The organism is Streptomyces sp. SUK 48 (assembly GCF_009650765.1).
Lineage (GTDB): Bacteria > Actinomycetota > Actinomycetes > Streptomycetales > Streptomycetaceae > Streptomyces.
Genome location: NZ_CP045740.1, coordinates 3574271 through 3599606 on the forward strand (window position 1 = coordinate 3574271; position 25336 = coordinate 3599606).

General features: G+C 71.9%; 26 protein-coding genes and 1 tRNA gene. 14 read left to right on the forward strand and 13 right to left on the reverse strand.

What is annotated here, in order from left to right:
• The first annotated feature begins 184 nt into the window (after nucleotides 1–184).
• The 8 genes from GHR20_RS15285 to GHR20_RS15320 all read left to right on the forward strand — a co-directional run bounded on the left by GHR20_RS15285 (nucleotide 185) and on the right by GHR20_RS15320 (nucleotide 6863).
• The gene (locus GHR20_RS15285) at nucleotides 185–652 is read left to right on the forward strand and encodes a hypothetical protein (RefSeq protein ID WP_153813470.1); all 468 of its coding nucleotides are present in this window, start codon (nucleotides 185–187) and stop codon (nucleotides 650–652) included.
• 22 nt (nucleotides 653–674) lie between these two features.
• Nucleotides 675–944, forward strand: coding sequence for a hypothetical protein (locus GHR20_RS15290; RefSeq protein WP_243878030.1), 270 nt, complete (start codon nucleotides 675–677; stop codon nucleotides 942–944).
• 87 nt (nucleotides 945–1031) lie between these two features.
• On the forward strand, nucleotides 1032–2306 hold the full coding sequence (locus GHR20_RS15295; protein WP_153813472.1) for a DNA cytosine methyltransferase: 1275 nt from the start codon (nucleotides 1032–1034) through the stop codon (nucleotides 2304–2306).
• Nucleotides 2307–2391: 85 nt separating this feature from the next.
• The gene (locus GHR20_RS15300) at nucleotides 2392–3297 is read left to right on the forward strand and encodes a bifunctional DNA primase/polymerase (RefSeq protein WP_153813473.1); all 906 of its coding nucleotides are present in this window, start codon (nucleotides 2392–2394) and stop codon (nucleotides 3295–3297) included.
• Nucleotides 3294–3725 carry a hypothetical protein gene (locus tag GHR20_RS15305; protein ID WP_243878031.1) on the forward strand — a complete coding sequence of 144 codons (432 nt, stop codon included), beginning with the start codon at nucleotides 3294–3296 and terminating at the stop codon, nucleotides 3723–3725. Before GHR20_RS15300 ends, GHR20_RS15305 begins: the two co-directional genes overlap by 4 nt.
• Nucleotides 3722–5128 carry a phage/plasmid primase, P4 family gene (locus GHR20_RS15310; RefSeq protein ID WP_153813474.1) on the forward strand — a complete coding sequence of 469 codons (1407 nt, stop codon included), beginning with the start codon at nucleotides 3722–3724 and terminating at the stop codon, nucleotides 5126–5128. The genes GHR20_RS15305 and GHR20_RS15310 overlap by 4 nt, the downstream gene beginning before the upstream one ends.
• 110 nt (nucleotides 5129–5238) lie before the next feature.
• Nucleotides 5239–5424: a helix-turn-helix domain-containing protein gene (locus GHR20_RS15315; RefSeq protein ID WP_153813475.1), complete on the forward strand. Its 186-nt coding sequence runs from the start codon at nucleotides 5239–5241 to the stop codon at nucleotides 5422–5424.
• Nucleotides 5425–5483: 59 nt separating this feature from the next.
• Nucleotides 5484–6863 carry a tyrosine-type recombinase/integrase gene (locus GHR20_RS15320; RefSeq protein ID WP_153813476.1) on the forward strand — a complete coding sequence of 460 codons (1380 nt, stop codon included), beginning with the start codon at nucleotides 5484–5486 and terminating at the stop codon, nucleotides 6861–6863.
• A gap of 174 nt (nucleotides 6864–7037) precedes the next feature.
• On the opposite strand, the gene GHR20_RS15325 is transcribed toward GHR20_RS15320, so the two are convergent.
• Nucleotides 7038–7119, reverse strand: a tRNA-Tyr gene (locus tag GHR20_RS15325).
• Between the two features lie 224 nt (nucleotides 7120–7343).
• On the opposite strand from GHR20_RS15325, the gene GHR20_RS15330 reads away from it, so the two are divergent.
• A complete protein-coding gene (locus GHR20_RS15330; protein ID WP_111586049.1) occupies nucleotides 7344–7832 on the forward strand; it encodes a YajQ family cyclic di-GMP-binding protein in 489 nt (162 codons plus the stop codon).
• A 73-nt stretch (nucleotides 7833–7905) separates the two neighbouring features.
• Here GHR20_RS15330 and GHR20_RS15335 read toward each other — a convergent pair whose 3' ends face one another.
• Nucleotides 7906–8175, reverse strand: a complete 270-nt coding sequence (locus GHR20_RS15335; protein WP_037663330.1) for a GlsB/YeaQ/YmgE family stress response membrane protein — start codon at nucleotides 8173–8175, stop codon at nucleotides 7906–7908.
• Nucleotides 8176–8446: 271 nt separating this feature from the next.
• Here GHR20_RS15335 and GHR20_RS15340 point away from each other — a divergent pair, with 271 nt between their 5' ends.
• Nucleotides 8447–8848 carry a YccF domain-containing protein gene (locus GHR20_RS15340; RefSeq protein ID WP_153813477.1) on the forward strand — a complete coding sequence of 134 codons (402 nt, stop codon included), beginning with the start codon at nucleotides 8447–8449 and terminating at the stop codon, nucleotides 8846–8848.
• A gap of 121 nt (nucleotides 8849–8969) precedes the next feature.
• Nucleotides 8970–9527, forward strand: a complete 558-nt coding sequence (locus GHR20_RS15345; protein WP_153813478.1) for a DoxX family protein — start codon at nucleotides 8970–8972, stop codon at nucleotides 9525–9527.
• 87 nt (nucleotides 9528–9614) lie between these two features.
• Here the strand turns inward: GHR20_RS15345 and htpX are convergent, their stop codons facing one another.
• From htpX to GHR20_RS15400, 11 genes are all read right to left on the reverse strand, one after another.
• Nucleotides 9615–10478: a zinc metalloprotease HtpX gene (htpX, locus tag GHR20_RS15350; protein WP_148026517.1), complete on the reverse strand. Its 864-nt coding sequence runs from the start codon at nucleotides 10476–10478 to the stop codon at nucleotides 9615–9617.
• Between the two features lie 225 nt (nucleotides 10479–10703).
• The gene (locus GHR20_RS15355; protein WP_153813479.1) at nucleotides 10704–12320 is read right to left on the reverse strand and encodes an NADH-quinone oxidoreductase subunit N; all 1617 of its coding nucleotides are present in this window, start codon (nucleotides 12318–12320) and stop codon (nucleotides 10704–10706) included.
• The gene (locus GHR20_RS15360) at nucleotides 12317–13891 is read right to left on the reverse strand and encodes an NADH-quinone oxidoreductase subunit M (protein ID WP_148026515.1); all 1575 of its coding nucleotides are present in this window, start codon (nucleotides 13889–13891) and stop codon (nucleotides 12317–12319) included. The genes GHR20_RS15355 and GHR20_RS15360 overlap by 4 nt, the downstream gene beginning before the upstream one ends.
• Nucleotides 13892–13897: 6 nt before the next feature.
• Nucleotides 13898–15892, reverse strand: coding sequence for an NADH-quinone oxidoreductase subunit L (locus GHR20_RS15365; RefSeq protein ID WP_148026514.1), 1995 nt, complete (start codon nucleotides 15890–15892; stop codon nucleotides 13898–13900).
• Complete coding sequence (gene nuoK, locus GHR20_RS15370) at nucleotides 15889–16263, reverse strand: NADH-quinone oxidoreductase subunit NuoK (RefSeq protein ID WP_148026513.1); 375 nt, start codon at nucleotides 16261–16263, stop codon at nucleotides 15889–15891. The genes GHR20_RS15365 and nuoK overlap by 4 nt, the downstream gene beginning before the upstream one ends.
• Entirely contained in the window at nucleotides 16263–16922 is a 660-nt protein-coding gene (locus GHR20_RS15375) for an NADH-quinone oxidoreductase subunit J (protein WP_153813480.1), read from the reverse strand. Before GHR20_RS15375 ends, nuoK begins: the two co-directional genes overlap by 1 nt.
• Nucleotides 16919–17557 carry an NADH-quinone oxidoreductase subunit I gene (locus tag GHR20_RS15380; RefSeq protein WP_153813481.1) on the reverse strand — a complete coding sequence of 213 codons (639 nt, stop codon included), beginning with the start codon at nucleotides 17555–17557 and terminating at the stop codon, nucleotides 16919–16921. Before GHR20_RS15380 ends, GHR20_RS15375 begins: the two co-directional genes overlap by 4 nt.
• Nucleotides 17557–18525: a complex I subunit 1 family protein gene (locus GHR20_RS15385; protein WP_111586040.1), complete on the reverse strand. Its 969-nt coding sequence runs from the start codon at nucleotides 18523–18525 to the stop codon at nucleotides 17557–17559. Before GHR20_RS15385 ends, GHR20_RS15380 begins: the two co-directional genes overlap by 1 nt.
• Nucleotides 18522–20156: an NADH-quinone oxidoreductase subunit C gene (locus tag GHR20_RS15390; RefSeq protein ID WP_153813482.1), complete on the reverse strand. Its 1635-nt coding sequence runs from the start codon at nucleotides 20154–20156 to the stop codon at nucleotides 18522–18524. Before GHR20_RS15390 ends, GHR20_RS15385 begins: the two co-directional genes overlap by 4 nt.
• Complete coding sequence (locus tag GHR20_RS15395; RefSeq protein WP_111586038.1) at nucleotides 20153–20755, reverse strand: NADH-quinone oxidoreductase subunit B; 603 nt, start codon at nucleotides 20753–20755, stop codon at nucleotides 20153–20155. The genes GHR20_RS15390 and GHR20_RS15395 overlap by 4 nt, the downstream gene beginning before the upstream one ends.
• Entirely contained in the window at nucleotides 20746–21168 is a 423-nt protein-coding gene (locus GHR20_RS15400; RefSeq protein WP_111586037.1) for an NADH-quinone oxidoreductase subunit A, read from the reverse strand. The genes GHR20_RS15395 and GHR20_RS15400 overlap by 10 nt, the downstream gene beginning before the upstream one ends.
• Nucleotides 21169–21423: 255 nt before the next feature.
• On the opposite strand from GHR20_RS15400, the gene GHR20_RS15405 reads away from it, so the two are divergent.
• The 3 genes from GHR20_RS15405 to GHR20_RS15415 all read left to right on the forward strand — a co-directional run bounded on the left by GHR20_RS15405 (nucleotide 21424) and on the right by GHR20_RS15415 (nucleotide 25094).
• On the forward strand, nucleotides 21424–22659 hold the full coding sequence (locus GHR20_RS15405; RefSeq protein ID WP_153813483.1) for a sensor histidine kinase: 1236 nt from the start codon (nucleotides 21424–21426) through the stop codon (nucleotides 22657–22659).
• Nucleotides 22660–22817: 158 nt separating this feature from the next.
• Entirely contained in the window at nucleotides 22818–24191 is a 1374-nt protein-coding gene (locus GHR20_RS15410; protein ID WP_153813484.1) for a sensor histidine kinase, read from the forward strand.
• A 243-nt stretch (nucleotides 24192–24434) separates the two neighbouring features.
• Entirely contained in the window at nucleotides 24435–25094 is a 660-nt protein-coding gene (locus tag GHR20_RS15415) for a response regulator transcription factor (RefSeq protein WP_343234371.1), read from the forward strand.
• Nucleotides 25095–25336 lie beyond the last annotated feature (242 nt).

A 25336-nucleotide genomic window follows, 5' to 3' on the forward strand; every position in this document is an offset into this window, starting at 1 on the left:
GGTCAGGGAGGCAGGGAGAACTCCCTGAACCCCTCCCTGACTCGCCTCCCTGGCCCTGACCTGCACGAATGATCGTTCAGGGAGGCAGGGAGGCCCGCAGGTCAGCACCCCCGAAACCCCCTCCAGGACGCCCCCGGCAGGGGGTGCCTCCGCCTCCCTGAGCCATGCCCGGAAGGAATTCCGTATGCACTCGCACAACGACCACACCGCGCCCGTCGTGAGGGCCGTCGAGGTCCGTGAGCCCGCCCCCATCGCCCCGGCCGTGGTGGTCCCGGCCCCGCTCGTACCGCTCCAGCCGGACATCGTCCCGGCCACGGCGAGCATCCTCCTGCCGGACGGCCGGATCGTCACCGGCTACACCGCCCCCCACACCCAACCCGAACCCATCGCCGTCAAACCGGCCGTCTGCCGCGCGGCGGTCAACGTCGCCGTCGGCGGCGTCGGGTTCCTCGCCGTCTGCGGCGGACTGCTGATGCTCACCACCTTCATCACCGCCCTGACCGCGCTCATCACCCAGCTCATCACCCTCGCCGCCGTCCTCCTCGGCGGATACGTCGCCGTCCAGGCGCTCACCGCCAAGGGCCACCACAAGGCGGGGACCACGGTGAACATCCGCCGCGCGGTCATCAAGCGCAACCACTTCCACGGCTGAGCGAAGGAGACCGACCGCTGTGATGCGACTCCGCTTGCGGGTCATCGGCTGTCCCCGCCGGGCGTTGGCCCTGCTCGACGCCGCCCGGCCCAACTGTCCCGACTGCCACGGCGAGGGCGGCATCGCCCTCGACTACGGGGACGACACCGGCGAGTACGCCGGCACCCACTGGTACCGCTGCGACTGCTCCACCCCGTGGTGCGTGGTCCTGCTCCCGCTCCCGCGCATGCCCCGTCTGCTGCGCCGCCGCGCCGCCTACCGCGACCCGTGGAACACCGAACCCCCCTTCTAGATGCACCAAGGGCGGCCCCCATGTCTCGCCAAAGTCCGGGGCCGCCCTCGTTCCACCCATCCAACTGAACAGTGGAGGTCACCCAGCATGACCCATCACCGCGCCGTGCCGGAAGACGGCAATGTCAGCCTGTGCACCGGATCGGCCGCGCTGGACCAGGCCGTGGAAGCCGTCACCGGACTGCCCACGGTCGTGGTCGCCGAGAAGGACCCGGCCGCCTCGAACCTGCTGGCCGCACGGCTGCCGCACGCCCGCAACGTCGGTGACATCACGTCGGTCGACTGGCCGGCGCTGGCCGCCACGCTGCCGCGCCCGGCGTCGCTGACCGCCGGATTCCCCTGCCAGGACATCTCCAACGCCGGACCTCGGGGAGGGATCGCCGGTGACCGATCGGGACTGTGGAAAACCGTCGCCCACGCCATTCGCCACCTTCGACCCCGCCTCGTGTTCCTGGAGAACGTCGCCGCCATCCGAAGCCGGGGACTCGACGTCGTCGCGGCCGACCTGGCCGCGATCGGGTATGACGCGCGGTGGATGTGCCTACGAGCTGGAGATCCCGAGGTCGGAGCCTGCCACCGCCGGGACCGCTGGTTCGCCGTCGCGTATCCCGCTGCTGAAGACCCCCACCTCACAGCTCGGCCGGAACGGCGGGCCGCAGCACCCGGACAAACGGCGGGCGGGCGGGCACGGGCCCACGCTGGAGGACGAAGTGGTCTTCTTGCTGCCCCCGACGGACGGCTGACGCTGCTGCCCACCCCGGCCGCAGCCGACGGAACCGGCGGCCCGGGGATCTCCCCGAAACGGCGGGGCGGGATGAACCTGCGCACGGCCGTGACCCTGCTGCCCACCCCGGCGGCACGGGACTGGAAGTCCGGCGCCTCCAACCTGCTGGGGACCAACTCGCGTCCGCTGAACGAGGTGGTCGTCAATCTGCTGCCCACCCCGAAGGCGCCGGACGGGCCGCACGGCGGGCCGAACCAGCGAGACCGGGCCGGGAACTACTACCTGCCCGGCCAGGCCGTCCGCCTGGACGGCCGGTGGGTGGCCACCAACGGCACCGACTACGGGCCCGCCATCCACCGCTGGGAAACCGTCCTCGGCCGCCCCGCACCGGAGCCGACCGAACCGGGCACCAAGGGCAACCGCCGGCTGTCCCCGGCCTTCGTGGAATGGATGATGGGCGCCGATCCCGGCTGGGTCACCGATCCGGGGCTGGGTCTGTCCCGCTCCGACCAGCTCAAGATCCTCGGCAACGGCGTCGTCATCCACCAGGCCATCCACGCCTACCGCGCGCTGCTCGCCACCCTCGCGCCCGAAGCCGCCGACCCCACCCCGGCACAGCTCGCCCTCGACATCGCCTGACCACGCCAAGGGCGGCCCCCGTTCTCGCCAAAGTCCGGGGCCGCCCTCGTTCCACCCGTCCAACTGAACAGTGGAGGTCACCAGCATGACCCATGACGCCCGTCCCGCGCTGCTGAACGCCGCGCTGGACGCCGCCGCACGCGGCTGGCACGTTTTCCCCCTGCGCCCCGGCACCAAGCGGCCCGCACTGCACGGGGAGGCGTCCTGCCCCGGCACCGGCCCGTGCGCGAACGGCCACCTGAAGTGGGAGCAGCGCGCCACCAGCAACCCCGACCGCATCCGCGCCGCCTGGTCCCGGGCGCCGTTCAACGTCGGCATCGCCACCGGCCCCTCCGGGCTGGTCGTGGTCGACCTGGACGTGCCCAAGGACAAGAGCAGTTCGGACGCGCCTGGCGGCGCGGAGACCTTCCTGGCGCTCTGCGAGCGCGCCGGCCACGCCGTCCCCGCCACCTACCGCACCCGGACCGCGAGCGGCGGAACGCACCTGTACTTCACCGCCCCCGCCGGGGCGAGGCTGACCAACACGGCAGGAACTGTTGGTGAGTTGGTGGACACCCGGGCGTGGGGCGGCTACGTCGTCGCCGCGGGCAGCACCACCCCGGCGGGACCGTACGAGGCGCTGTGCGGGCCTGAGACGGCCGCCGTGCCCGGATGGCTGCTGAGCATCCTCCGCCCGGCCCCCAAAGCGCCTCAGGGGCCCTCCGTGGCCGCTACGGGGCAATCCCGCCGATACGCGGACGTAGCACTCACTAACGAGGCGCGGAACGTGGCTTCGGCCCCGTCCGGGGCCCGGAACGCGGTCCTGCTCCGAGCCGCGCGCGCCCTGGGCCGCCTCGTCGCGTGGGGCGACATCCCCCGGCATGTGGTCGAGGACGCTCTTCAGGAGGCGGGGGAGGCGGCCGGACTGCCGACGGCCGAGTGCCGCTCGACCCTCCGCAGCGCTCTGAACTGGTCCATCCGCCACAACCAGACCCGCGGGCGGGCGGCATGAACGCCCCCTCCCGCCCCCCGCTGAAGAGCATCACCCCCACCCCCGACCAGCCCCGCGCCGCCGAGCAGCCCGCGCCCCGTACGGCCGTGGGCGAGCCGAAAGGCGCCGCCCGTCAGGGCGTCCGAACTGCTCTTCTCCCTGACCCGCACCCGACCGGCCACGCCGGCCACGACACCGGGGACCCGACGCCGGAGCGGCCCGGTATCCGGATCTCCGCCCCGCCGGTCTACCGCCACCCCTACGACGGCGCTCGCTGGTCCAAGCGCTACGCCGCCACCCCGACCGCCGCCTACGCCTGCCCCTGCGGCGAGATCCGCACCGCCCAAGGGCAGGACGCCGTAGCCGCCCTGGTCACCGAGTACGCCGCCCACAAGCACTTCTGCACCGGCACACCCGCGCCGGACGCGGAAGGGAGGGCCGCCGCATGAGCGACACCGAGGAACTGCCCGCGCCCTCCAACCCGCTCGCCGTGGCCCGGCGTCTCCTGCCCGACTGGCAGACCGAGGACGGACAGCTCACCCACCGGCGCTGGCGGGCGTCCTGGATGCGGTGGCAGGGCACGTGCTGGCGTGAGATCGATGAAGCCCAGGTCCGCAAGGCCATGTACGAGCGGCTGGAGTACGCCGTCTACCTAGCCCCGACGAAGGACGGTGAGACCGAGGAACGCGACTGGGCGCCCACCAAGCAGAAGATCAGCAACCTGCTCGATGCCCTCGGGTCCATCACCCTGCTGCCGACCGACACCGACACCCCGTCATGGGTCGACCGCGCCGGCGCGAGTACCCCGCTGGACGGGCCGATCGTCGCGTGCGGGAACGGCCTTCTCCGTATCCGCGACCGCGCCCTGCTGCCGCACACCGCCGGGTTCTTCAACATCGTGTCCGTTCCCTTCGACTACGATCCCGACGCCACGGCCCCGGGCTGGGAGCGCTTCCTGTCCGACGTCTGGCCCGACGACCCCGACTCCATCACCGCGCTTCAGGAGTGGTTCGGCTACGTCCTGTCAGGTCGCACCGACCTACAGAAGATCCTGCTCATGGTCGGGCCGTCCCGCTCCGGGAAGGGCACGATCGCCCGGGTGCTGAAAGCGCTGGTCGGCAAGGAGAACCTGGCCGGGCCGACCCTCGCCGGTCTCGGCTCGAACTTCGGCCTGTCCACGCTCATCGGGAAGTCACTGGCGGTCATCTCCGACGCCCGGCTGTCCGGCAACGACAACACCCAGGTGGTGGAGCGGCTGCTGACCATCTCGGGCGAGGACACCATCGACATCGACCGCAAGTACCGCGAGCCGTGGACCGGCAAGCTGCCCTCCCGGCTGGTGATCCTGTCCAACGAACTGCCCCAGTTCGGCGACTCCTCCGGCGTCATCGCGAACCGGTTCGTCCTGCTCAACACCCGCTTGTCGTGGCTGGGCAAGGAAGACCCCACCCTCACCGACCGGCTGATCGCCGAAATGCCCGGCATCCTCAACTGGGCTCTGGAAGGACTCGTCCGTCTCCAGCGCACCCGCCGGATCACGGAACCCGCCTCCAGCCGCGAAGCGGTCACCACCATGCGCGACACCGCCTCGCCCACCAGCGCGTTCGTCCGCGAACGCTGCACCACCGGGGTCACGTGCAGCGTGCCCGTGGACGCCCTGTGGTCGGTCTGGCGGGACTGGGCCGAGGACAACGGCGTCAAGCCCGGCACCAAACAGGTCTTCGGCCGCAACCTCCTCTCCGTGGTCCCCCAGCTCAGCCGCACACGGCCCCGGGACGCCTACGGCCAACAGGTCGCCACCTACACCGGCATCACCCTCAAGCAGTCCGAACCACATCTTCCTGAGTCGTGACTCATCGCGACTCAAGCCCCCGCCAACCCGCTCTGAGTCGCGATGAGTCACGACTCAAAGCAATGTCTCTCCAACTCGTTCCGGTCCACCCAACCTCCCCGAGGAGCGTCATGGCCCGCCCCGAGAAGCTGAAGCTCACCGAAGTGCTGACCGAGATCAAGATGAGCCGCGCCGCCTTCTACCGCATGCGCGCCCGCGGCCAGGCCCCCAAGCTCATCAAGCTGCCCAACGGACAGATCCGTTGCCGCCGCAGCGACCTGGACGCCTGGTGGGCGGAGCACGAGACCGCAGCCTGACCATCCTTCGCACACGAGACATGAGGGGCCCGCGTCGAGCGGGCCCCTCTGGAGTTTGCATGTCGCTGACCTATGACGTTCGCCTCTACTCCATCGAGATCCGCAAGGACCGCCCGAAGCCATACCGCGTCCGGTGGCTGGTCGGGGCGAACAAGCACTCCAAGAGCTACACCCTCAAAGTTCAGGCGGACGGGCGCCGTTCGGAACTGATGTCCGCCATTCGACGCGGCGACCAGTTCGATGAAGAGACGGGGCTGCCCGTCTCCGAACTGCGGGCGAAGCAGGGTTCCGTCACCTGGTACGAGCACTGCCGCACCTATGTTGACCGCAAATGGGCGCTGGCCCCGGCGAAGTCGCGGAAGAACTACGCGGACGCGCTGGCGACCATCACGCCGGCGCTCGTGAAGACGAAGACGGGCATGCCCGATGCCGCCCTCATGCGACGCGCCCTCTACGGGTGGGCGTTCAACCGGAAGCGGTGGAGCGAGACCCCGCCGGACGACGTCGCCCGCGCCCTCGCGTGGGTCGCCAAGCATTCGCTGTCGGTGTCCGCTCTGGAAGACCCCGCGACCGTGCGCCTCGCCCTTGATGCCCTGGCTCTGCGTCTGGACGGGAAGTCGGCGGCACCGCGCACGGCCAAGCGCAAACGGGCATGCTTGAGCGATGTCCTCGGGCTGGCAGTGGAACAGCAGTACTTCTCCCTACCGGTCAACCCGCTGACGACCGTGAAATGGACCGCCCCGAAGTCCGTGGAGGAAGTGGACCCCGAAAGCGTTGCGAACCCCCGCCAGGTGCGCGCCCTCTTGGCCGGGGTTCGCGAACAGGGGCTCCGCGGGCGGCATCTGGAAGCCTTCTTCGGGTGCCTGTACTACGCGGCCATGCGCCCTGCTGAGGCAACCGCACTTCGTGCGGCTCAGTGTCACCTTCCGGAGACGGGGTGGGGAACGCTCACCCTGCGACAGGGCGTTGTCCGGGCCGGACGGAGTTGGACGGACGACGGGTCAGCGCATGAGACCCGCCACCTGAAGGCGAGGGCCAAGAAGGACTCCCGGCCGGTGCCCATCCCGCCGCACTTCGTTCGCATGCTGCGCGAGCACATCGCCACGCAGGGCACCGCGCCTGACGGCCGGCTCTTCCGGACCAACCGCAATGGCCTGCTGCAAGAGACCGGATATGGGGAGGTATGGGCGAAGGCGCGCCAGGACGTGCTGAGCGAGGCGGAGACAGCCTCCCTGCTGGCCCGCCGCCCCTACGACCTTCGGCACGCCGGGGTGTCGTTCTGGCTCAGTTCCGGGGTGGACGCGATGGAGTGCGCCCGTCGCGCCGGGCACAGCATCGCGGTGCTGCACAAGGTGTACGCCAAGGTGCTGGACCAGACCCGGGAGCGGGCGAACAGCCGGATCGACGCGGCCCTCCGGGAGTGGAACGAGCCGGAGTGATCATCCTCTCCCCCGGGGGACACCTGGGGGACACGCACTGACTGACGTCGGGAAACGGGCGGTACGAGGTGAGACACGACCGGGCTTCGTCCACACCGAATCGAACGGGTGCCGACAATGAGAAACCCCCTCCTACCTGCCGTATCGGCTGGTAGGAGGGGGTTTCCCTCACTGTGGCGGCGCCAGGATTCGAACCTGGGAAGGCTGAGCCGGCAGATTTACAGTCTGCTCCCTTTGGCCGCTCGGGCACACCGCCAAGTTTGCCGCCAATCGAACCCGCTTTCGGCGGTGTTCCCTGGCAACGACGTAAACAATACCCGATCCGCAGGGGTGCTTCGCCACCCGGTTGATCTCCAGCCCTCGGGGCCCGGGGTGACTAGGCTGGGGCGGATGCGGCCCGGCAGGATGCCGGGCCCGGCGGCCGCCGCAGCGCACGCCGGTACGCACCGACACGCACCCCGATACAAGGAGCCACAGGACATGGCCGACTCCAGTTTCGACATCGTCTCGAAGGTCGAGCGGCAGGAGGTCGACAACGCCCTCAACCAGGCCGCCAAGGAGATCTCCCAGCGCTACGACTTCAAGGGCGTCGGCGCCTCGATCGCGTGGTCCGGGGAGAAGATCCTCATGGAGGCGAACTCCGAGGAGCGGGTCAAGGCCGTCCTCGACGTCTTCCAGTCCAAGCTGATCAAGCGGGGCATCTCGCTGAAGGCGCTGGACGCGGGCGAGCCCCAGCTGTCCGGCAAGGAGTACAAGATCTTCGCCTCCATCGAGGAGGGCATCTCCCAGGAGAACGCCAAGAAGGTGGCGAAGATCATCCGCGACGAGGGTCCCAAGGGCATCAAGGCCCAGGTCCAGGGCGACGAACTGCGCGTCAGCTCCAAGAGCCGCGACGACCTCCAGGTCGTGATCGCCCTCCTGAAGGGCAAGGACTTCGACTTCGCGCTCCAGTTCGTGAACTACCGGTAGGAACCGGGAGGCGAACGGAGAGAAGGGTGGGGCCCCTGCGGGCGCCCACCCTTCCGTGCTGCGGGGGCAGTGCTCAGCTGCGGCGGGAGTTGCCGAAGACCAGCCGGTAGGCGATCAGGAGCACCAGCGAACCGCCGATGGCCGCCACCCACGTGGCGCCGTCGAAGAAGTGCTTGCTGACCGGGTGGTCGAGCCAGCGGGACGAGATCCAGCCACCGACGAACGCGCCCAGGATGCCGATGACGGTCGTGCCCAGGAGACCGCCGGGGTCGCGCCCCGGCAGCAGGAACTTGGCTATGGCTCCGGCCAGCAGCCCCAGAATGATCCAAGCGATGATGCCCATAGCGCCAACCCTGCCCTTTCGCGCCCAGTGCGCACAGCCTCGTCCGTGAGTTCTTGGTGAGGATCAGCAGTCCGCCGTGCGCGCGTCCGTGCCGTCTCGGTGAACAGGACGCCGGCAAACCTCTGCCTGGTTGCCGGCCGTCGGTCGGGTGTTCGTCCCGGATCGTTCCCGATCTCGCCACAGAGGCTCTTCGGTACTGCTCGTAGGGTGTGATCAGCTGATACTTGTGCCAGCAGGGAAACCCGGCGCAGTGACCTGAGAGGTGCCGATCATGAAGGTGTTCAACCTGCTGCTCAACATTCTGTGGCTGCTCTTCTGCGGCATCTGGCTGTCGATCGGCTATCTGATCGCCGCGCTGATCTGCTTCGTCCTAATCCTCACGATCCCGTTCGGCGTCGCCTCCCTGCGTATCGCCGGGTTCGTGCTCTGGCCGTTCGGGCGGACCACCGTGGAACGACCGGGCGCCGGCGCCGGATCGGTCGTCGGCAACGTCATCTGGGTGATCTTCGCGGGCTGGTGGCTCGCCCTGGGGCACCTGATCACCAGCATCCCGCTCTTCCTGTCGATCATCGGCATCCCCTTCGGCTGGGCCAACCTGAAGCTCATCCCGATCTCGCTGATGCCGCTGGGCCGCGAGGTCGTCCGCTCGGACCAGGGGTTCGGCGGCCGCTGATCGATGTGCGGGGGCGCCGTACCTCCGGAATCATCGCTACGGGGGCGGTGACGACGGGGGCACGGACGCCTGTCCAGGCTTGGGGGAAGCGCACATCCCGGCATCCGTACGGAGTTCTCAGATGCCCAGGAATCACATCGGCCCGACGACCGCCACCTCACCGTCGGCCACCCGGCAGGGGGCCGGCCGTACGGGGGTGAGCGCGGCGGACTGCGGGCTGCTGCTGCTCCGGCTGACCTTCGGGCTGTTTCTCGCGGGGCACGGGGCCCAGAAGCTCTTCGGACTGTTCGGCGGTCCGGGGCTGACGGCCACCGGCAAGGGGTTCGAGTCGCTCGGCTACCGCCCCGGCAAGCTCTTCGCCGCGATCGGCGGCCTCTCCGAGTTCCTCGGCGGCCTCGGCCTCGCCGCCGGGCTGTTCGTACCGCTCGTGGCCGCCGCGATCGTGGGCGTGATGATCAACGCCATGGTCACCGTGAGCGCCGCCCACGGGGTGTGGGTGGACAAGGGCGGGGTGGAGTACAACATCTGCATCGCCGTCGTCGCCCTCGCGGTCGCGGCCATCGGGCCCGGCCGGCTCGCCCTGGACCGCTTCTTCCGCTGGGGGAACGGCGGCTGGCCGCAGGCCGCCTTCGCCCTGGTGCTCGGCGGCTTGGGGGCGGCGCTCGCGCTGGCCCTGTGAGGCCGGCGGTGCCCGGGACCGGGGCCGGGCCTGGTGGGGGCCGTACCGGGGTGATCGGTACGGCCCCCGGTGAAGGTCGTACCGGCCTCACAGACCGCGGCCGGCCATGCCCTCCAGGCGCTGGATCCGCTCCGCCATCGGCGGGTGCGTGGAGAACATCTTCGACAGGCCCTGCCCCGGCCGGAACGGGTTCGCGATCATCATGTGGCTCGCGGTCTCGATCCGCGGCTCGGGGGGCAGCGGCAGCTGCTGGGTGCCCGTCTCCAGCTTGCGCAGGGCGCTCGCGAGGGCCAGCGGGTCGCCGGTGAGCTGGGCGCCCGAGGCGTCCGCCTCGTACTCCCGGGAGCGGCTGATGGCCAGCTGGATCAGCGTGGCGGCGAGCGGGCCCAGGATCATGATCAGGAGCATGCCGAGCAGGCCGGGGCCCTCGTCGTCGTCCGAGCGGCCGATCGGGATCAGCCAGGCGAAGTTCACCAGGAACATGATCACCGAGGCGAGCGCGCCGGCCACCGAGGAGATGAGGATGTCCCGGTTGTAGACATGGCTCAGTTCGTGCCCGATGACGCCGCGCAGCTCGCGCTCGTCCAGCAGGCGCATGATGCCCTCGGTGCAGCACACCGCGGCATTGCGCGGGTTGCGGCCCGTGGCGAAGGCGTTCGGGGCCTCCGTCGGGGAGATGTAGAGCCGGGGCATGGGCTGGCGGGCCTGTGTGGACAGCTCCCGGACCATCCGGTAGAGCGCCGGGGCCTCGAACTCGCTCACCGGGCGGGCCCGCATCGCGCGCAGGGCCAGCTTGTCGCTGTTCCAGTACGCGTACGCGTTCGTGCCGAGGGCGATCAGGACCGCCACGATCAGCCCGGTGCGGCCGAAGAAGCTGCCGATGACGATGATGAGCGCCGACAGTCCCCCGAGGAGTACTGCGGTCCTGAGCCCGTTGTGCCGGCGGTGCACGGTACGCCCTCCAAGTGGTACAGCAGGGACCCTTCGGTCCAGTGGACCCTCCCGCACTGGTCAACGCCAGGCGGCGGTCACGAGTTCCCAGGTGGGCGGGGGCGGACACGGCGGCCGTACGGGTGAAGGGAGCCCCGCGCGTGCTCGCGGGGCCCCGGTGGGCCGTTGCCGGAGAGGGCGGCGGACCGCCTCGGAGGAGCCCGCCGGCGTCCCCCGAAGCTCTGCTCAGAAGAGCCCGGTGGCCGCGAACCGCAGGACCAGCTGGGGCGCCCCGGACAGGGCGATGCCCGCCACCCCGGCGAGGGTGATCGCGGCCGTGAGCGGGGCCGGGATCCGGCGCCGGACGGCCTCGCCCTCGGGGGCGCGGAACAGCAGGGCCGTCCACTGGAGGTAGTAGAAGAGGGCGATCACCACGTTGACGGCCATGACGACCGCGAGCCAGCCGAGGCCCGCGTCGACGGCCGCCGAGAACACGGTGACCTTGGCGAACAGGCCGATGATCCCGGGCGGCAGGCCCGCCAGGCAGAGCAGGAAGAAGGCCATCAGGAGGGCCGTCACCGGATGGGTGGCGTACAGGCCCCGGTAGTCGGAGATCCGGTTCCCGGCGCGACTGCGGCCCACCACGGCGGCCACCGCGAACGCGCCGAGGTTCACGGCGGCGTACATGAGGGCGTACGCGACGGTGGAACCGATGGCCTTCTGCGGGTCCTTGGCGTACCCGGCCGCCGCGATCGGTACGAGGAGATAGCCGGCCTGGCCGACGGAGGACCAGGCGAGCAGTCGTACGGCACTGCGGGCGCGCGTGGCCTGCTGGCGCAGCGCGCCGACGTTGCCGACGGTCATGGTGAGCGCGGCCAGGACGGCGAGCGCGGGCCCCCAGACGTCGGCGTACGACGGGAACGCCACCACGGTGACGAGGATCAGGCCGGAGAAACCGACCGCCTTGCCGACGACGGACAGGTAGGCGGCGACGGGCAGCGGCGCGCCCACGTAGGTGTCGGGCACCCAGAAGTGGAAGGGCACGGCGGCCGTCTTGAAGGCGAAGCCGATCAGGGTGAGGACGACGCCGGTCTGGGCCAGGGTGTGCAGTTGGCCGGGGGTGTCCGGAAGTCGCTGCGCCACCTGGGTGAGGTAGAGGGTTCCGGTGGAGGCGTAGACGAAGCTGACGCCCATCAGGCTGACCGCGGTGGCGGTGACCGAGGACAGGAAGAACTTCAGGGCGGCCTCGGCGGACCGCCCGTCGCCGTGCCGGATGCCGACGAGCGCGAAGGCGGGCAGGGAGGCGACCTCCAGGGCCACGATCAGGGTGGCCAGGTCGCGGGCGGCGGGCAGCAGGGCGGCGCCGGCCGTGGCGGACAGCAGCAGGAACCAGAACTCGCCGGGCGGGACGCGTCGCCGGTCGTCGTCCAGGGTGGTGATCGACAGCAGGGCCGCGAGCAGGGCGCCGCCGAGGACCAGGAGCTGGATGACGAGGGTGAAGTGGTCGGCGGTGTAACTGCACGCGCGCGCGGCGCCGGTGCCGGTCCCGGTCAGGCAGAAGGTGGCGCGGTCGCCGTCCAGGAGAGGCAGCAGCATCAGCGCGGCGGCGGCGAGTGAGGCGACCGAGATCCAGCCGAGGAGGTTCTTGCGGTCCTCCGGCAGGAAGAGATCGGCGACGAGCACGCCGAGCGCCACGACGGCGGCGATCAGGGGCGGGGCGACGGCGAGCCAGTCGACGGACTGGACCAGTGAGGCGGCGGACGCGGCGAGGGGCTGGGCGAAGGGCTGGGCGAGGGAGTGGGCCAACGGCGCGGCGGACCCGGCGGCCTCGGCGAGCGGCTGGGCGAAGGGCTGGGCGCTCATCGGGTGCCTCCTGCGAGCAGCTGGTGCACGGCCGGGTCGGTCAGTCCGAGCAGCGCCCGCGGCCACAGTCCGGCGACGACGGTCAGGGCGACGAGCGGGGTCCAGGCCGCGAACTCGTAAGCCTGGACGTCGGCGAGCTTCGGGACCTCGCGTTCGGCGCCGCCCATGCAGACCCGGCGGACCACGATCAGCATGTACGCGGCCGTCAGCAGGGTGCCGAACGCGCCGATCGCCATGAAGGTGAGGAAGGCGGGGCGGCTGAGGCCCGCCGCGGGCTGGAACGCGCCGAACAGGGAGAGCATCTCGCCCCAGAACCCGGCGAGTCCGGGCAGCCCGAGGGAGGCCACGGCACCGAAGGCGAGCAGGCCGCCGAGGCGGGGCGCCTTGCCGTACAGGGCGAGGCCGGTCTCCTCCGCCAGGGTGTCGAGGTCGGTGCTGCCGGTGCGCTCCTTGAGGGCGCCGACCAGGAAGAACAGCAGGCCGGTGATGAGGCCGTGGGCGATGTTGGCGAACAGGGCGCCGTTCACACCGGTCGGGGTCATGGTGGCGATGCCGAGGAGGACGAAGCCCATGTGGCCGACGGAGGAGTAGGCGATCAGCCGCTTGAGGTCGCCCTTCGCGCCCCGCCTGGCCAGCGCCAGACAGGCCAGAGACCCGTAGATGATCCCGACCACGGCGAAGGCGGCGAGGTACGGCGCGAAGGTGTGGAAGCCGTGCGGCGCGACCGGCAGCAGGATCCGTACCAACCCGTACGTGCCCATCTTCAGCAGGACACCGGCCAGCAGCACCGAGCCGACGGTCGGCGCGGAGGTGTGGGCGTCGGGCAGCCAGCTGTGCAGCGGCCACATCGGGGTCTTGACCGCGAGCCCGAGACCGATCGCCAGAACGGCGATGACCTGCACGGACGTGGTCAGGGACCGGCCGTTGTCAGTGGCGAGTGCCACCATGTCGAACGTGCCCGCCTTGATTCCGATCAGGAGCAGGCCGAGCAGCATCACGACGGAGCCGAGCAGCGTGAACAGGATGAACTTCCACGCGGCCCGGGTCCGCCCCGCACCGCCCCAGCGGGCGATGAGGAAGTACATCGGGATCAGCACGGTCTCGAACGCGAGGAAGAACAGCAGCAGATCGAGCACGGCGAAGGTCGCGAGCGTGCCGGTCTCCAGCAGGAGCAGCAGGGCGACGAACGCCTTCGGGGACGGGCCCGCGGGCGGCTTGAAGTAGGAGTAGAGCGCGCACAGGAAGGTCAGCAGCGCGGTCAGTACGAGGAGGGGGAGCGAGATGCCGTCGACGCCGAGGTGGATCCGCACGTCGAGCGCGGGAATCCAGCTGATGTCGGTCGTGGCCTGCATCCTCGACGGATGGTGGTGGTCGAAGCCGAGCGCGAGCAGGATCGCGGCGGCGAGGATCACCCCGGTCACGGTGACGCCGTGGCGCAGCACGGACCGCTCGGGCGACTTCCCCTTCAGTCCGGGCGGTGCCGGCAGGAGGGCGGCGACGGCACCGATGAGCGGGCCGACGACGATCAATGCGAGAAGGACCCGCATCACGGACTCGTTGATATCGATCACGCCTGCTCACGCTCCCGTGGCGACGAGGACGACGGCGACCGCCAGGACGACGGTGCCGGCGAGCAGCGCGCTCACATAGGTCTGCACATTGCCGGTCTGGGCGCGGCGTACGGCGGCCCCGAGCAACCGGGGCAGCGCGCCGGCGGCGCCGACGTAGGTGTCCACGACCTCGCGGTCGAGGAAGCGGACGAGGCTCGCCGCGGCCAGCACCGGGCGGACGAACAGCGCGGCGTAGACGGCGTCGAGGTGGAAGCCGGCGGCCGCGGGCCGGTGCAGCGGGCCGAGCAGCGCCCGGCCGGGGTCCGCGGGGTCGGGGGCGTAGGCGATGTCGCCGTAGGCCGGGGTGTGGCTGGCGATGGCCTCGGCCTCGACCCGTCCCGCGTCGCCCTCGGGGTGGGCGGCGACCGCGCCGAGCGGGGGGCTGACGAGGCCCCGGGTGGTGCGCTGCCAGACGCCGTAGGTGAGGAGGCCGCCGACCACGGCGAGTCCCGTGCCGAGGATGGAGGTGAGCGGGGTCGGGGTGAGGGAGATGCCGTCGAACCAGCCGGGCAGCGCCCGGTAGGCGAGCCCGCCGAAGGCCAGGGAGGGCACCGCGAGGACCCAGAGGACCACGGTCATGGTCAGCGGCTGGCGGCCGTGGTCGGGGGCCTCGGCGCCCCGGCCGTGGAAGGCCAGCAGCCACAGCCGGGTGGCGTAGGCGGCGGTCAGGAGGGCGGTCAGCAGACCGGCGACGAGGACGAGCCAGCCGGCCGCGCCGGGCACGTGCGCGGTGTCCCCGTGGGCCGCGTGTTCGGCGGCGCCGAGGACGGACTCCTTGGAGAAGAAGCCGCTGAACGGCGGGATCGCGGCGAGCGCGAGCAGGGCCACGGTCATCGTCCAGTAGGCGTCCGGGACCCGGTCGCGCAGGCCGCGCATGCGGGACATGGCGGCCAGCGAGTTGGTGCCGGTGGCGTGGATGACCACACCGGCGGCGAGGAACAGCAGCGCCTTGAAGGCGCCGTGGGACAGGAGGTGGAAGACGGCGGCACCGCGGTCGCCGACGGCGAGGGCGCCGGTCATGTAGCCGAGCTGGCCGATGGTCGAGTAGGCGAGGACGCGTTTGATGTCGTCCTGGGCGAGCGCGGCGAGGCCGGAGCCGGCCATGGTGACGGCGGCCATCACGGCCAGCACCAGCATCGCGGCACCGGACGCCTCGAACACCGGGAGGAGACGGGCGACGAAGTAGACACCGGCGGCGACCATCGTGGCGGCGTGGATCAGCGCCGAGACCGGCGTCGGGCCGGCCATGGCGTCCGGGAGCCAGGTGTGCAGCGGGAACTGCGCCGACTTGCCGGCCACGCCCGCGAGCAGCAGCAGGGCGACGAGGGTCGGATGGTGCAGGCCGCCGCTCGCGACCGCCCCGAGGACGCGGGTGATGCGGAAGGAGCCGGCGTCGGTGGCGAGCGCGAACAGGCCGATCAGGAACGGCACATCGCCGAGCTTGGTGACCAGGAACGCCTTGAGGGAGGCGGCGCGGGCCTCGGGGGTCTCCCAGTAGTGGCCGACCAGGAAGTAGGAGCAGATGCCCATGACCTCCCAGCCGACCAGCAGCACGATCAGGTCGCCGGAGTAGACGACGAGCAGCATCGCGGAGGTGAACAGGGAGACGAGAGCGGCGTACGAGGGGTAGCGCGGGTCGTCGCGCAGATAGCCGGTGGAGTAGATCTGCACGCAGGCCGCGACGAAGGCGACCAGGATCGCGACGAGCGCGGCGAAGCCGTCGACGTGCAGGGCCAGTTCGACGGGCACCGAGCCGGTGGGGGTCAGCTCCGTGTGCGCGTCCAGGGCCGGTCCGCCGCCCTGGCGGACGGCGACCAGCGCGGCCAGCACCAGGGCGGCCAGCGGCGGCAGTACGGCGAGCGGGCGCACGAACCCGGGGGCGGTGCGGCCGAGCAGCAGCCCGGCCGCGGCGCCGAGGAACGGCAGCAGGGGGACGAGTACGGCGAGGGTGGTCGTGGTCACGCGGTGGCCTCGGTCTTCTGTGCCGCGACGGCACCCGGTTCCGCGTCGCCCCGGCCTTCGGCGGTGTCGCGGAGCTTGTCGATGTCGGAGGTGCCGCGGTTGCGGTACACGGCGAGCACGATCGCCAGTCCGATGCCGATCTCGGCGGCGGCGACGGCGATGGTGAACAGGGTCAGCGCCTGGCCGGAGTGCAGGGTGTCGCGGGCGGCACGGCTGAGCCAGACGTCGAAGGCGACCAGGTTCAGATTGACGGCGTTGAGCATCAGCTCGACCGACATGAGGACCAGGATCGCGTTGCGGCGGGCGAGGACGCCGTACAGGCCGGTGCAGAAGAGGAGGGCGGAGAGTACGGCGGGGTAGACGAGGTGCATCAGCGGGCGCCGTCCTTCTGGCCGGGGACGGGAGCCGGCGTACGGGCTTCCGCCTCGTCACCGGCGTCGGTCCCGGCTTCGGCCTTGGCTTTGCGGGACAGGACGATCGCGCCGACCAGGGCCGCGAGGAGCAGCACGGACAGGGCCTCGAAGGGCAGCACCCAGTACCGGAACAGGGTCGCGCCGGTGACATGGGTCGTTCCCGCGGCCGGTCCGGTCAGGTCGATCCATGTCGTACGGAAGGCGTCGGTGACCACCCACACCAGGGCGACGGCGGCGGCGACCGCGACGGCGAGGGCGGCCCAGCGGTTGCCGGAATCGGCGTCCGGGGAGCGCCCGATGGGGGCCCTGGTGAGCATCAGCCCGAACAGCAGGAGTACGACGACGGAGCCGACGTAGATCAGGACCTGCACCCAGGCGATGAACTCGGCCGTGAGCAGCAGGTACTCCACGGCGAGGCCGCCGAGCGCGACCACCAGCCACAGGGCGGCGTGCACCAGTTGGCGGGTGGTGACGGTGACCAGCGCGGCGCCGAAGGTGACCAGGCCGACGAGGAGGAAGGCGATCTCGACGCCGGTCGGGGAGAGGAAGCCGTGCGGGGCGGCGGCGAGAGACCCGTGCGGGGCGGCGGCGAGGCTCAGGGCGGGGGCGGGGCTCATGCGTCGCCCTCCTCGGGGTCGGTGCGCGCGGTGTCGGCCTGCGCGGCTTCGGCCTGTGCGGCGGCGGCCTCGGCGGCTTCGGCCTCCGCGGCGGCGGCCTGCTTCTCGGCGCTCTTGCGGGCGGCGGCGATCTCCTTCGGCTCCTCCGCGCCCGGGTCGAGCGCGGGTGGGGCCGGCACGGTCCACATCCACTCGCGGAGCTTGTCGCGCTCGTGGGTGAGTTCGTGGATGTCGGTCTCCGCGTACTCGAACTCCGGGGACCAGAACAGCGCGTCGAAGGGGCAGACCTCGATGCAGATACCGCAGTACATGCACAGGGAGAAGTCGATGGCGAACCGGTCGAGGACGTTGCGGCTGCGCTCGCGGCCGCCGGGGGCGGCGGGCGGGACCGTCTCCTTGTGGGAGTCGATGTAGATGCACCAGTCGGGGCACTCGCGGGCGCACAGCATGCAGACCGTGCAGTTCTCCTCGAACAGGCCGATCACGCCCCGGGTGCGGGGCGGCAGTTCGGGCAGCGTGTCCGGGTACTGCTCGGTGCCGTGCTTGCGCGTCATCGTGCGCAGGGTGACGGCGAGGCCCTTGGCGAGGCCGGAGCCGGGGATGCGGGACCGGTGGGAGGGGGACGACGAGGCCATCAGGAGATCACCACCTTGACGATGCCGGTGAGGGCGATCTGGGCGAGAGACAGGGGGACGAGGAGGGTCCAGGAGAGTTTCTGGAGCTGGTCCTCGCGCAGCCGCGGGTAGGTGACGCGGAGCCAGATGACGACGAAGGCGAGGATCGCGGCCTTCAGCAGCGTCCAGACCCAGCCGAGCCCGTCGGCGCCCCAGGGGCCGTGCCAGCCGCCCAGGAAGAGCACGGTGGTCAGGCCGCACAGCACGACGATGCCGGCGTACTCGGCGAGCAGGAACAGGGCGAAACGCAGACCGGTGTACTCGGTGTACGCGCCGAAGATGATCTCCGAGTCGGCCACCGGCATGTCGAACGGCGGGCGTTGCAGCTCGGCGAGCCCCGCGACGAAGAAGACGACCGCGCCGATCAGCTGCCAGGGCAGCCACCACCAGTGGAAGGCGTGCAGGATGCCCGGCAGGGAGACGGTGCCGGCCGCCATGGCGACGGAGGCCGCGGCGAGCAGCATCGGCAGTTCGTAGGCCAGTAGCTGGGCGGCGGTGCGCAGGCCGCCGAGCAGGGAGAACTTGTTGGCGCTCGCCCAGCCCGCCATGAGCGAGCCGAGCACGCCGACGCCCATCACCGCGAGCGCGAAGAACACGCCCGCGTCCAGGGCCTGGCCGACGGCGCCCTCGCTCGGTCCGATGGGGATGACGAGCAGGACGAGCAGGTACGGCAGCAGGGCGACGGCCGGCGCGAGCTGGAAGACCCGGCGGTCGGCCTGCGCCGGCACCACGTCCTCCTTCTGCGCGAACTTCACGCCGTCGGCGACCAGCTGGGCCCACCCGTGGAACCCGCCCGCGTACATCGGCCCGAGCCGCCCCTGCATATGGGCCATCACCTTGTGCTCGGTCTGTCCCACGACCAGCGGGAGGACGAGGAAGACGACGAACACGGCCACGAGCCGCAGGGCGACGTCGAGTGCGCCGTTCACTGCGGGCCTCCTGGGGGGTCGGTCGGGGGAGAGTCGGGGTCGGGGGAGGGTTGACCGGGCGCGGGTGGCGAATCGGCCGACTCCGGGGGATCGGCCGGTGCTGAAGGCTCGGTCGGGTTTGAGGGCTCAGCGGCCTCTGAAGGCTCGGCCTGCTCCGAGAGCTCGGTCGGCCTCGCGGGCGCGCTCGGCTCCGGAGGCTCGGCGGGGCGGGACGGCTCAGACGCGGGCTGCGGCTCGACGGGTTCGGCGGGCCGCGGCTCGGCCGCCTCGTGCGGCTCTACGGCACCTCGCTCGGCCCCCTCGCGGGGCTCCGGCTCTCGGGGCTCCGGCTCGGCAGGCCGTCCGGGCTTGTCGAACGCCGGGCGGGCGTGGTGCCACGGGGCATCCGAGCCGCGCGGGGCCGCGCGGCCGGCGGACCGGTCGGCGTCGCCGGAACTCGCGGGCTCCGCCGTCGGCTCGGTCGCCGAAGGCGAGGGCTCCGGGGCACGCTGGGACGCGGAGCCCCCCGACGCGCTGCGGGCACGACGGGGACGGCCCGGTGCCGGAGTGGGCCCGGCCGCCGCCGGACCCTCCGCCGCGGTCTGCGCGGCATCTCCCTCGGCCGCCGAGTCCCCCGGCTCCCCCGCCACCTGGCTCGCCGAACCCTCGCTCGCACTTCGCGTCCGCCGGGGACGGGCCGGAGCACCGGCGACGGGGCCCGGCCCGGCACCCGCCGCGCCGTCCTCCGCCGCCGGCTCCTTCGACTCCTCCGGCTCCCCCACCGCCTGGCTCGCGGAGCCCTCGCTCGCGCTGCGCGTCCGCCGGGGACGGGCCGGGGCACCGGCGACGGGACCCGGCCCGGCACCCGCCGCGCCGCCCTCCGCCACCGGCTCCTTCGACTCCTCCGGCTCCCCCACCGCCTGGCTCGCGGAGCCCTCGCTCGCGCTGCGCGTCCGCCGGGGACGGGCCGGGGCAGCCGCCTCCGTCGGGCCCTGCTGACCGGTCGAGCCCTCGGCCGCGGTGCGGGCGCGTCGTACCGGACGGTCTCCCGCGGCACGGGCCGGGCGGGCCGGGGCGGCGGGGAGCCGGCCCTTGAGAGGGCCCCACTCGTTCGGGTCGGGGACGCCGGGCGGGAGCATCTGGCGGCGCTTGGGACCGCCGTGCTCGGACTCGCCGGGCTCCTTCGCGCCGGGCCACGCCTTGGCGACGCGGGCGGCGAGGACGAAGTCCTTGCGCAGCGGGTGGCCCTCGAAGGTCTCGGGCAGGAGCAGGTGTTCGAGCCCCGGGTGGCCCTCGAAGGTGACTCCGAACATTTCGTACGTCTCGCGCTCGTGCCAGGCCGCACCGGCGTACACCCCGACGGCGGTCGGCAGCACCGGCGCCGCGTGCGGCACCGTCGTACGGACGAGCAGGCGGCGGACCGGGTTCAGGGCCACGACGTGGGCGGACACCCGGAAGCCGGCGCCCGGTTCGTCGACCGCGCTGAGCCAGTCGAAATAGGTGCAGGTCAGCGTCGTACGGGCGGTCTCAAGCGCGGTGAGCCAGGCGGACGGCGGGACGTCCACCGTCAGGACCTCGTACGACTCCTCGGCCACCGCCTCCGCGCCGAACAGTTCCTCGACGGGGGCGGGCAGCCAGCCGGCCGTGCTCATCGCGCGCCCTCCTCGCCGGACGGGGCGGGCGGCCGCACCAGACCGCTCTGGAGCGCGGCCGCGGAGGGCCGGGGGCCGCCGTGGCCGTACCGCTCCCCCAGCGACTCGGCGGCGATCTTCTCCTGGAGCTTGAGGATGCCCTGGAGCAGCGCCTCGGGGCGCGGCGGGCAGCCGGGCACGTAGACGTCCACGGGGATGATCTGGTCGACGCCCTTGGTGACGGAGTACGAGTCCCAGTAGGGGCCGCCGCAGTTGGAGCAGGCGCCGAAGGAGATGACGTACTTCGGTTCGGGCATCTGTTCGTACAGGCGCTTGACGGCGGGGGCCATCTTGTCCGTGACCGTGCCCGAGACGACCATCAGGTCGGCCTGGCGGGGCCCCGGCGCGAAGGGGATGACGCCGAGCCGGATGAAGTCGTGCCGGGCCATCGACGCGGCGATGAACTCGATCGCGCAGCAGGCGAGGCCGAAGTTGAAGACCCAGAGCGAGTAGCGGCGGCCCCAGTTGAGGACCACCTTCATGGGCTCGGGCGCCAGTCTGGCCAGCGCGCCCAGCCGCTTGGGCTCGGGGAGGGGTACGGGGTCCGGGGTCACGTCCATGCCAGGACGCCCTTCTTGTATGCGTACAGCAGGCCGACGGCGAGGAAGCCGAGGAAGAGGAACATCTCCACGAGGGTCGTCGCGCCGTAGCCGGGGGCGGCGAAGACCGTCGCCCAGGGGAACAGGAAGACGGAGTCGACGGCGAAGATCACGTACAGGAAGGCGTAGACGTAGTAGCGGACCTGGGTGTGGGCCCAGCCCTCGCCGACGGGGTCGACGCCGCACTCGTAGGTCAGGAGTTTTTCCGGGGTGGGCACCACGGGGCGCAGCAGCCGTCCGGCGCCGAACGCGACCGCGACGAACAGCACGCCGACGACGGCGAGCAGCCCCACGGCCGAGTAGGACCGGAAATATCCGGCCGCGGTGATGACGTGTGTCGCGGCGTTGGTCGAGTCCCCCAGGGTCTCCCGCACCGTCCGTCCCTCGCTCCCTGACCTCGTGACCTGTACGCACGGGAGTCTAGGCCCTGATAAAGAAGCGGTAAGCAGGCAGTCACGCCCCGAGACGTCCCGGGAGGCCGGAGGCGGAGGTCGAGGGCGGGGCCGGGTGGGGCCGGGGGTGGGGCGAGGGTGAGGCCGGAGGTAGGGCGGGGGTGGGGTTTTCCCCCGTGGGCGGAGGGCGGCGTACCGCATGGCGCGGAAGGTGCCGCATTCGGCAGGCTGTCCGGTATGACCGCTCCCAGCTCCGCCGCCGGCCGGCACGAAGGCCCTGATCCGCACGACGGCCCCGACCGGCACGGCATATCCGGTGGGTCCGGCGGCACCGACCGCTTCCCGCCCCCGAGGCCGGCCTACGACGTCCACACCTGGAAGGAGATCGCGCACCTCCTGCTGAACCTGCCGACGGCGGTGTTCGGCTTCGTCTACGCGATCACCGTGCTGTCCGTCGGCGGTGGCCTCAGCGTCACCGTGGTCGGCCTGCCCCTGCTGGCGCTGTCCCTGCTGGGCGCCCGGCGGCTGGGGAAGCTGGAGCGGGCGCGGGCCAGGGCGCTGCTCGGGGTCCGGGTCGAGGAGCCGTCCCCGCTGCCGCTCGCCCGCGGCGGGGGCATGCTCCAGCGGGCGTGGACGGCCCTGAAGGACCCGGTGGGCTGGCGCACTCTGCTGTACGACGCGATCCGGCTGCCCTGGGGCATCCTCACCTTCTGCACGGTGCTGGTCTCGCTGTTCGTGCTGTGGCCCCTGCTTCCCTACCTCGCCCGCGGACTGGCGAACGTGGACCGGGCGATGGTGCGCGGCCTGCTCTCCCCCTCCGACGAACTGGAGCGCCGCATAGCGGAGCTGGAGTCGGACCGCGGTGTCGTGGTGGACACGGCCGCCGCCGACCTGCGCCGCATCGAGCGCGATCTGCACGACGGCGCGCAGGCCCGGCTGGTCAATCTGGCCATGGGGCTCGGCCTGGCCAAGGAGAAGCTGCTGGAGGACCCGGACACCGCGGCGGAGATGGTGGCGGAGGCGCACGGCGAGGTGAAGCTGGCCCTCCAGGAGCTGCGCGATCTGGCCCGGGGCATCCACCCGGCCGTCCTCACCGACCGCGGTCTGGACGCCGCCCTGTCCTCGGTCGCGGCCCGCTGCACGGTGCCGGTCAAGGTGACCGTGGACCTCGCGGACCGCCCCGCCGCGGCCATCGAGGGCATCGCCTACTTCACCGTCTCCGAGCTGCTCCAGAACGTCAGCAAGCACAGCGCGGCCCGCTCCGCGTCGGTGGACGTGTGGCGGAGCGGGGACCGGCTGCTGATCCAGGTCCAGGACGACGGCCGGGGCGGCGCCGGGCTGGACGGCGGCACCGGAATGCGCGGGCTGGCGGACCGGCTCGGCGCGGTGGACGGCCTGTTCGTGGTCGACTCCCCGGCCGGCGGCCCGACGGAGGTCACGGCCGAGCTGCCGTGGCGGGACCGGGAGAAGTAGCCGCGCGGGAGGGCCGGCGACGCCCGCAGGGCCGAACGGGGGTGGGGAAAACCCCCGGTTCAGGACGCCGACGGACTCCATGGTCCCGAAGCCTGCGGCCCACGACTCTTGAGATACGGCTGAACCGCCGACTGGACGAGGAGAACGGGACGAGATCGATGGCCACTCAGTACGGACACGGCGGGTACGGCCAGGGCTACGACACCGGTGACGACGAGGGGCGGTACGGATACGGCCCGCACCCCGGCCGCCGCCCGCGGCTCCCCGCCGCGCTGCGGGCGCCGTTCGAGGGCCGCACCTGGCGGGAGCTGGGCTATGTCCTGCTGGGCCTGCCGGTCTCGATCGTGCTGTTCACCTGGACCGTGACGATGGTGTCGCTGGGCGCGGGCCTGCTGGTGACCTTCCTCGGCGTGCCCGTCCTCGCCGCGGCGCTGGCCGGCTCCCGGGGCTTCGGCGCACTGGAGCGGGTGCGGGCGCGGGCGCTGCTGGGCGTGGAGGTGCCCGGCCCGGAGCCGCTGCGGGTGCGCAAGCCGGGCGCGCTGGCCTGGATGGGCGCGGTCCTCAAGAACGGCGCCTCCTGGCGGAGCCTCCTGTACTGCCTGGTCCAGTTCCCCTGGGCGGTCTTCTCCTTCGTGGTCTCGGTGACCCTGTGGACGCTGAGCCTGACCCTGCTGACCTACCCCCTGTGGTTCTGGGTCTTCCCGGCGCACGCGGGCGTGGGCGGCCTCCAGCAGTACGGCGACGAGCACCACCGCATCTATCTGGACAACCCGTTCGAGATCACCGTGACCGCGCTGGTCGGGCTGCTGTTCACGCTGGCCACGCCCTGGCTGGTGCGCGCCCTGACGACGGTGGACGGGCTGCTGGTGCGCGGGCTGCTCGGCCCCTCCCTGCTGTCGGAGCGGGTGGAGGAGCTGGAGTCGGACCGGGGCGTCGTGGTGGACACGGCCGCCGCCGACCTGCGCCGCATCGAGCGCGATCTGCACGACGGGGCGCAGGCCCGGCTGGTCGGTCTGGCGATGGACCTGGGGCTGGCGAAGGAGAAGATGCGGGAGGACCCGCAGGCGGCGGCGCGCATGGTGGCGGACGCGCACGGCGAGGTGAAGACGGCGCTCCAGGAGCTGCGCGATCTGGCCCGGGGCATCCACCCGGCCGTCCTCACCGACCGCGGCCTGGACGCCGCCCTGTCCTCGGTCGCGGCCCGCTGCACGGTGCCGGTCCGGGTGGAGGTCGACCTGCCGTCCCGTCCGGCGCCGGCCATCGAGGGCATCGCCTACTTCACGGTCTGCGAGCTGCTCCAGAACGTCGCCAAGCACAGCCGGGCGCGCTCCGCCTCGGTCGATGTGTGGCGCTCGGAGGACCGGCTGATGCTCCAGGTGACCGACGACGGGGTGGGCGGCGCGGACGCCTCCGCCGGTTCGGGCCTCGCGGGTCTGCGGGGCCGGCTGGACGCGGTGGACGGCATCCTGCTGGTGGACTCCCCGGCGGGCGGTCCCACCCGGGTGATAGCGGAACTTCCCTGGCGCGGCTGAGCGGTGTCCGGCCGGTGGCCGACCGGCGCTCACGCAACGGCCGAACAGCGATCGAATCAAGGGCCGAGCAGCGGCCAACTAGCCTCTGATCAGCGGATATACCGGCGCTCGACGCAGTTGTCCACAGGGCCTGGCACGCTGTGTGCCGATTCCTGGAATGCTTGGTCCTCGTAGGAAGGCGCGTCCCCGACGGGCGTCGCCTCGGACCGCGCATGACGGGGGCGAAGGATCGTGGAGGACAGGGTGCGGGTGGTCATCGCCGAGGATTCGGTGCTGCTCCGGGAGGGTCTGACCCGGCTGCTGACCGACCGGGGGCACGAGGTGGTGGCCGGGGTCGGTGACGCGGAGGCGCTGGTGAAGACCATCGCCGATCTGGCCGGCGAGGACGCGCTGCCCGATGTGGTGGTGGCGGATGTGCGGATGCCGCCGACGCACACCGACGAGGGGGTGCGGGCGGCCGTGTCGCTGCGCAAGGCGCATCCCGGGCTCGGGGTGCTGGTCCTGTCGCAGTACGTGGAGGAGCGGTACGCCACCGAGCTGCTGGCCGGTTCCACCCGGGGCGTGGGCTATCTACTCAAGGACCGGGTGGCGGACATCCGGGAGTTCGTGGACGCGGTGGTGCGGGTCGCCGAGGGCGGTACGGCGCTGGACCCGGAGGTGGTCACGCAGCTGCTGGGCCGCAGCCGCAAGCAGGACGTGCTGGCCCGGCTCACCCCGCGCGAGCGCGAGGTCCTGGCGCTGATGGCGGAGGGGCGTACGAACTCGGCGATCGCCCGGCAACTGGTCATCAGCGACGGCGCGGTGGAGAAGCACGTCAGCAACATCTTCCTCAAGCTCGGGCTGTCGCCGAGCGACGGGGACCACCGGCGGGTGCTCGCCGTGCTCACCTATCTGAACTCCTGACCGGAGGCCCTCGGGAGGCGGTGGGCGGGCCCCGGCGTCAGGGTCGTGTCAGAGGCTCCGGCTTCCGTGGGAATGAGGGGTGCCCGGCAGGAGAGTCGAGGGGGGAACCGGGGAAGGAAGCCCTGACATGTCAGCGCTACACGCCGACTCGAAACGCCATCCGAATCTCCGGATGACCTCGGGAAGGCGACCCTAACCGACGTAGGGTTGATCCTGGGATTGGTCCGTGGGACGACCACGCG

What these genes read in the sequence shown, in the direction of transcription:
- GHR20_RS15285 (WP_153813470.1), top strand. Translation starts at nt 185, where the DNA reads ATGCACTCGCACAACGACCACACCGCGCCCGTCGTGAGGGCCGTCGAG.
- GHR20_RS15290 (WP_243878030.1), top strand. Translation starts at nt 675, where the DNA reads ATGCGACTCCGCTTGCGGGTCATCGGCTGTCCCCGCCGGGCGTTGGCC.
- GHR20_RS15295 (WP_153813472.1), top strand. Translation starts at nt 1,032, where the DNA reads ATGACCCATCACCGCGCCGTGCCGGAAGACGGCAATGTCAGCCTGTGC.
- GHR20_RS15300 (WP_153813473.1), top strand. Translation starts at nt 2,392, where the DNA reads ATGACCCATGACGCCCGTCCCGCGCTGCTGAACGCCGCGCTGGACGCC.
- GHR20_RS15305 (WP_243878031.1), top strand. Translation starts at nt 3,294, where the DNA reads ATGAACGCCCCCTCCCGCCCCCCGCTGAAGAGCATCACCCCCACCCCC.
- GHR20_RS15310 (WP_153813474.1), top strand. Translation starts at nt 3,722, where the DNA reads ATGAGCGACACCGAGGAACTGCCCGCGCCCTCCAACCCGCTCGCCGTG.
- GHR20_RS15315 (WP_153813475.1), top strand. Translation starts at nt 5,239, where the DNA reads ATGGCCCGCCCCGAGAAGCTGAAGCTCACCGAAGTGCTGACCGAGATC.
- GHR20_RS15320 (WP_153813476.1), top strand. Translation starts at nt 5,484, where the DNA reads ATGTCGCTGACCTATGACGTTCGCCTCTACTCCATCGAGATCCGCAAG.
- GHR20_RS15330 (WP_111586049.1), top strand. Translation starts at nt 7,344, where the DNA reads ATGGCCGACTCCAGTTTCGACATCGTCTCGAAGGTCGAGCGGCAGGAG.
- GHR20_RS15335 (WP_037663330.1), bottom strand. Translation starts at nt 8,175, where the DNA reads ATGGGCATCATCGCTTGGATCATTCTGGGGCTGCTGGCCGGAGCCATA.
- GHR20_RS15340 (WP_153813477.1), top strand. Translation starts at nt 8,447, where the DNA reads ATGAAGGTGTTCAACCTGCTGCTCAACATTCTGTGGCTGCTCTTCTGC.
- GHR20_RS15345 (WP_153813478.1), top strand. Translation starts at nt 8,970, where the DNA reads ATGCCCAGGAATCACATCGGCCCGACGACCGCCACCTCACCGTCGGCC.
- GHR20_RS15355 (WP_153813479.1), bottom strand. Translation starts at nt 12,320, where the DNA reads ATGAGCGCCCAGCCCTTCGCCCAGCCGCTCGCCGAGGCCGCCGGGTCC.
- nuoK (WP_148026513.1), bottom strand. Translation starts at nt 16,263, where the DNA reads ATGCACCTCGTCTACCCCGCCGTACTCTCCGCCCTCCTCTTCTGCACC.
- GHR20_RS15375 (WP_153813480.1), bottom strand. Translation starts at nt 16,922, where the DNA reads ATGAGCCCCGCCCCCGCCCTGAGCCTCGCCGCCGCCCCGCACGGGTCT.
- GHR20_RS15380 (WP_153813481.1), bottom strand. Translation starts at nt 17,557, where the DNA reads ATGGCCTCGTCGTCCCCCTCCCACCGGTCCCGCATCCCCGGCTCCGGC.
- GHR20_RS15390 (WP_153813482.1), bottom strand. Translation starts at nt 20,156, where the DNA reads ATGAGCACGGCCGGCTGGCTGCCCGCCCCCGTCGAGGAACTGTTCGGC.
- GHR20_RS15395 (WP_111586038.1), bottom strand. Translation starts at nt 20,755, where the DNA reads ATGGACGTGACCCCGGACCCCGTACCCCTCCCCGAGCCCAAGCGGCTG.
- GHR20_RS15405 (WP_153813483.1), top strand. Translation starts at nt 21,424, where the DNA reads ATGACCGCTCCCAGCTCCGCCGCCGGCCGGCACGAAGGCCCTGATCCG.
- GHR20_RS15410 (WP_153813484.1), top strand. Translation starts at nt 22,818, where the DNA reads ATGGCCACTCAGTACGGACACGGCGGGTACGGCCAGGGCTACGACACC.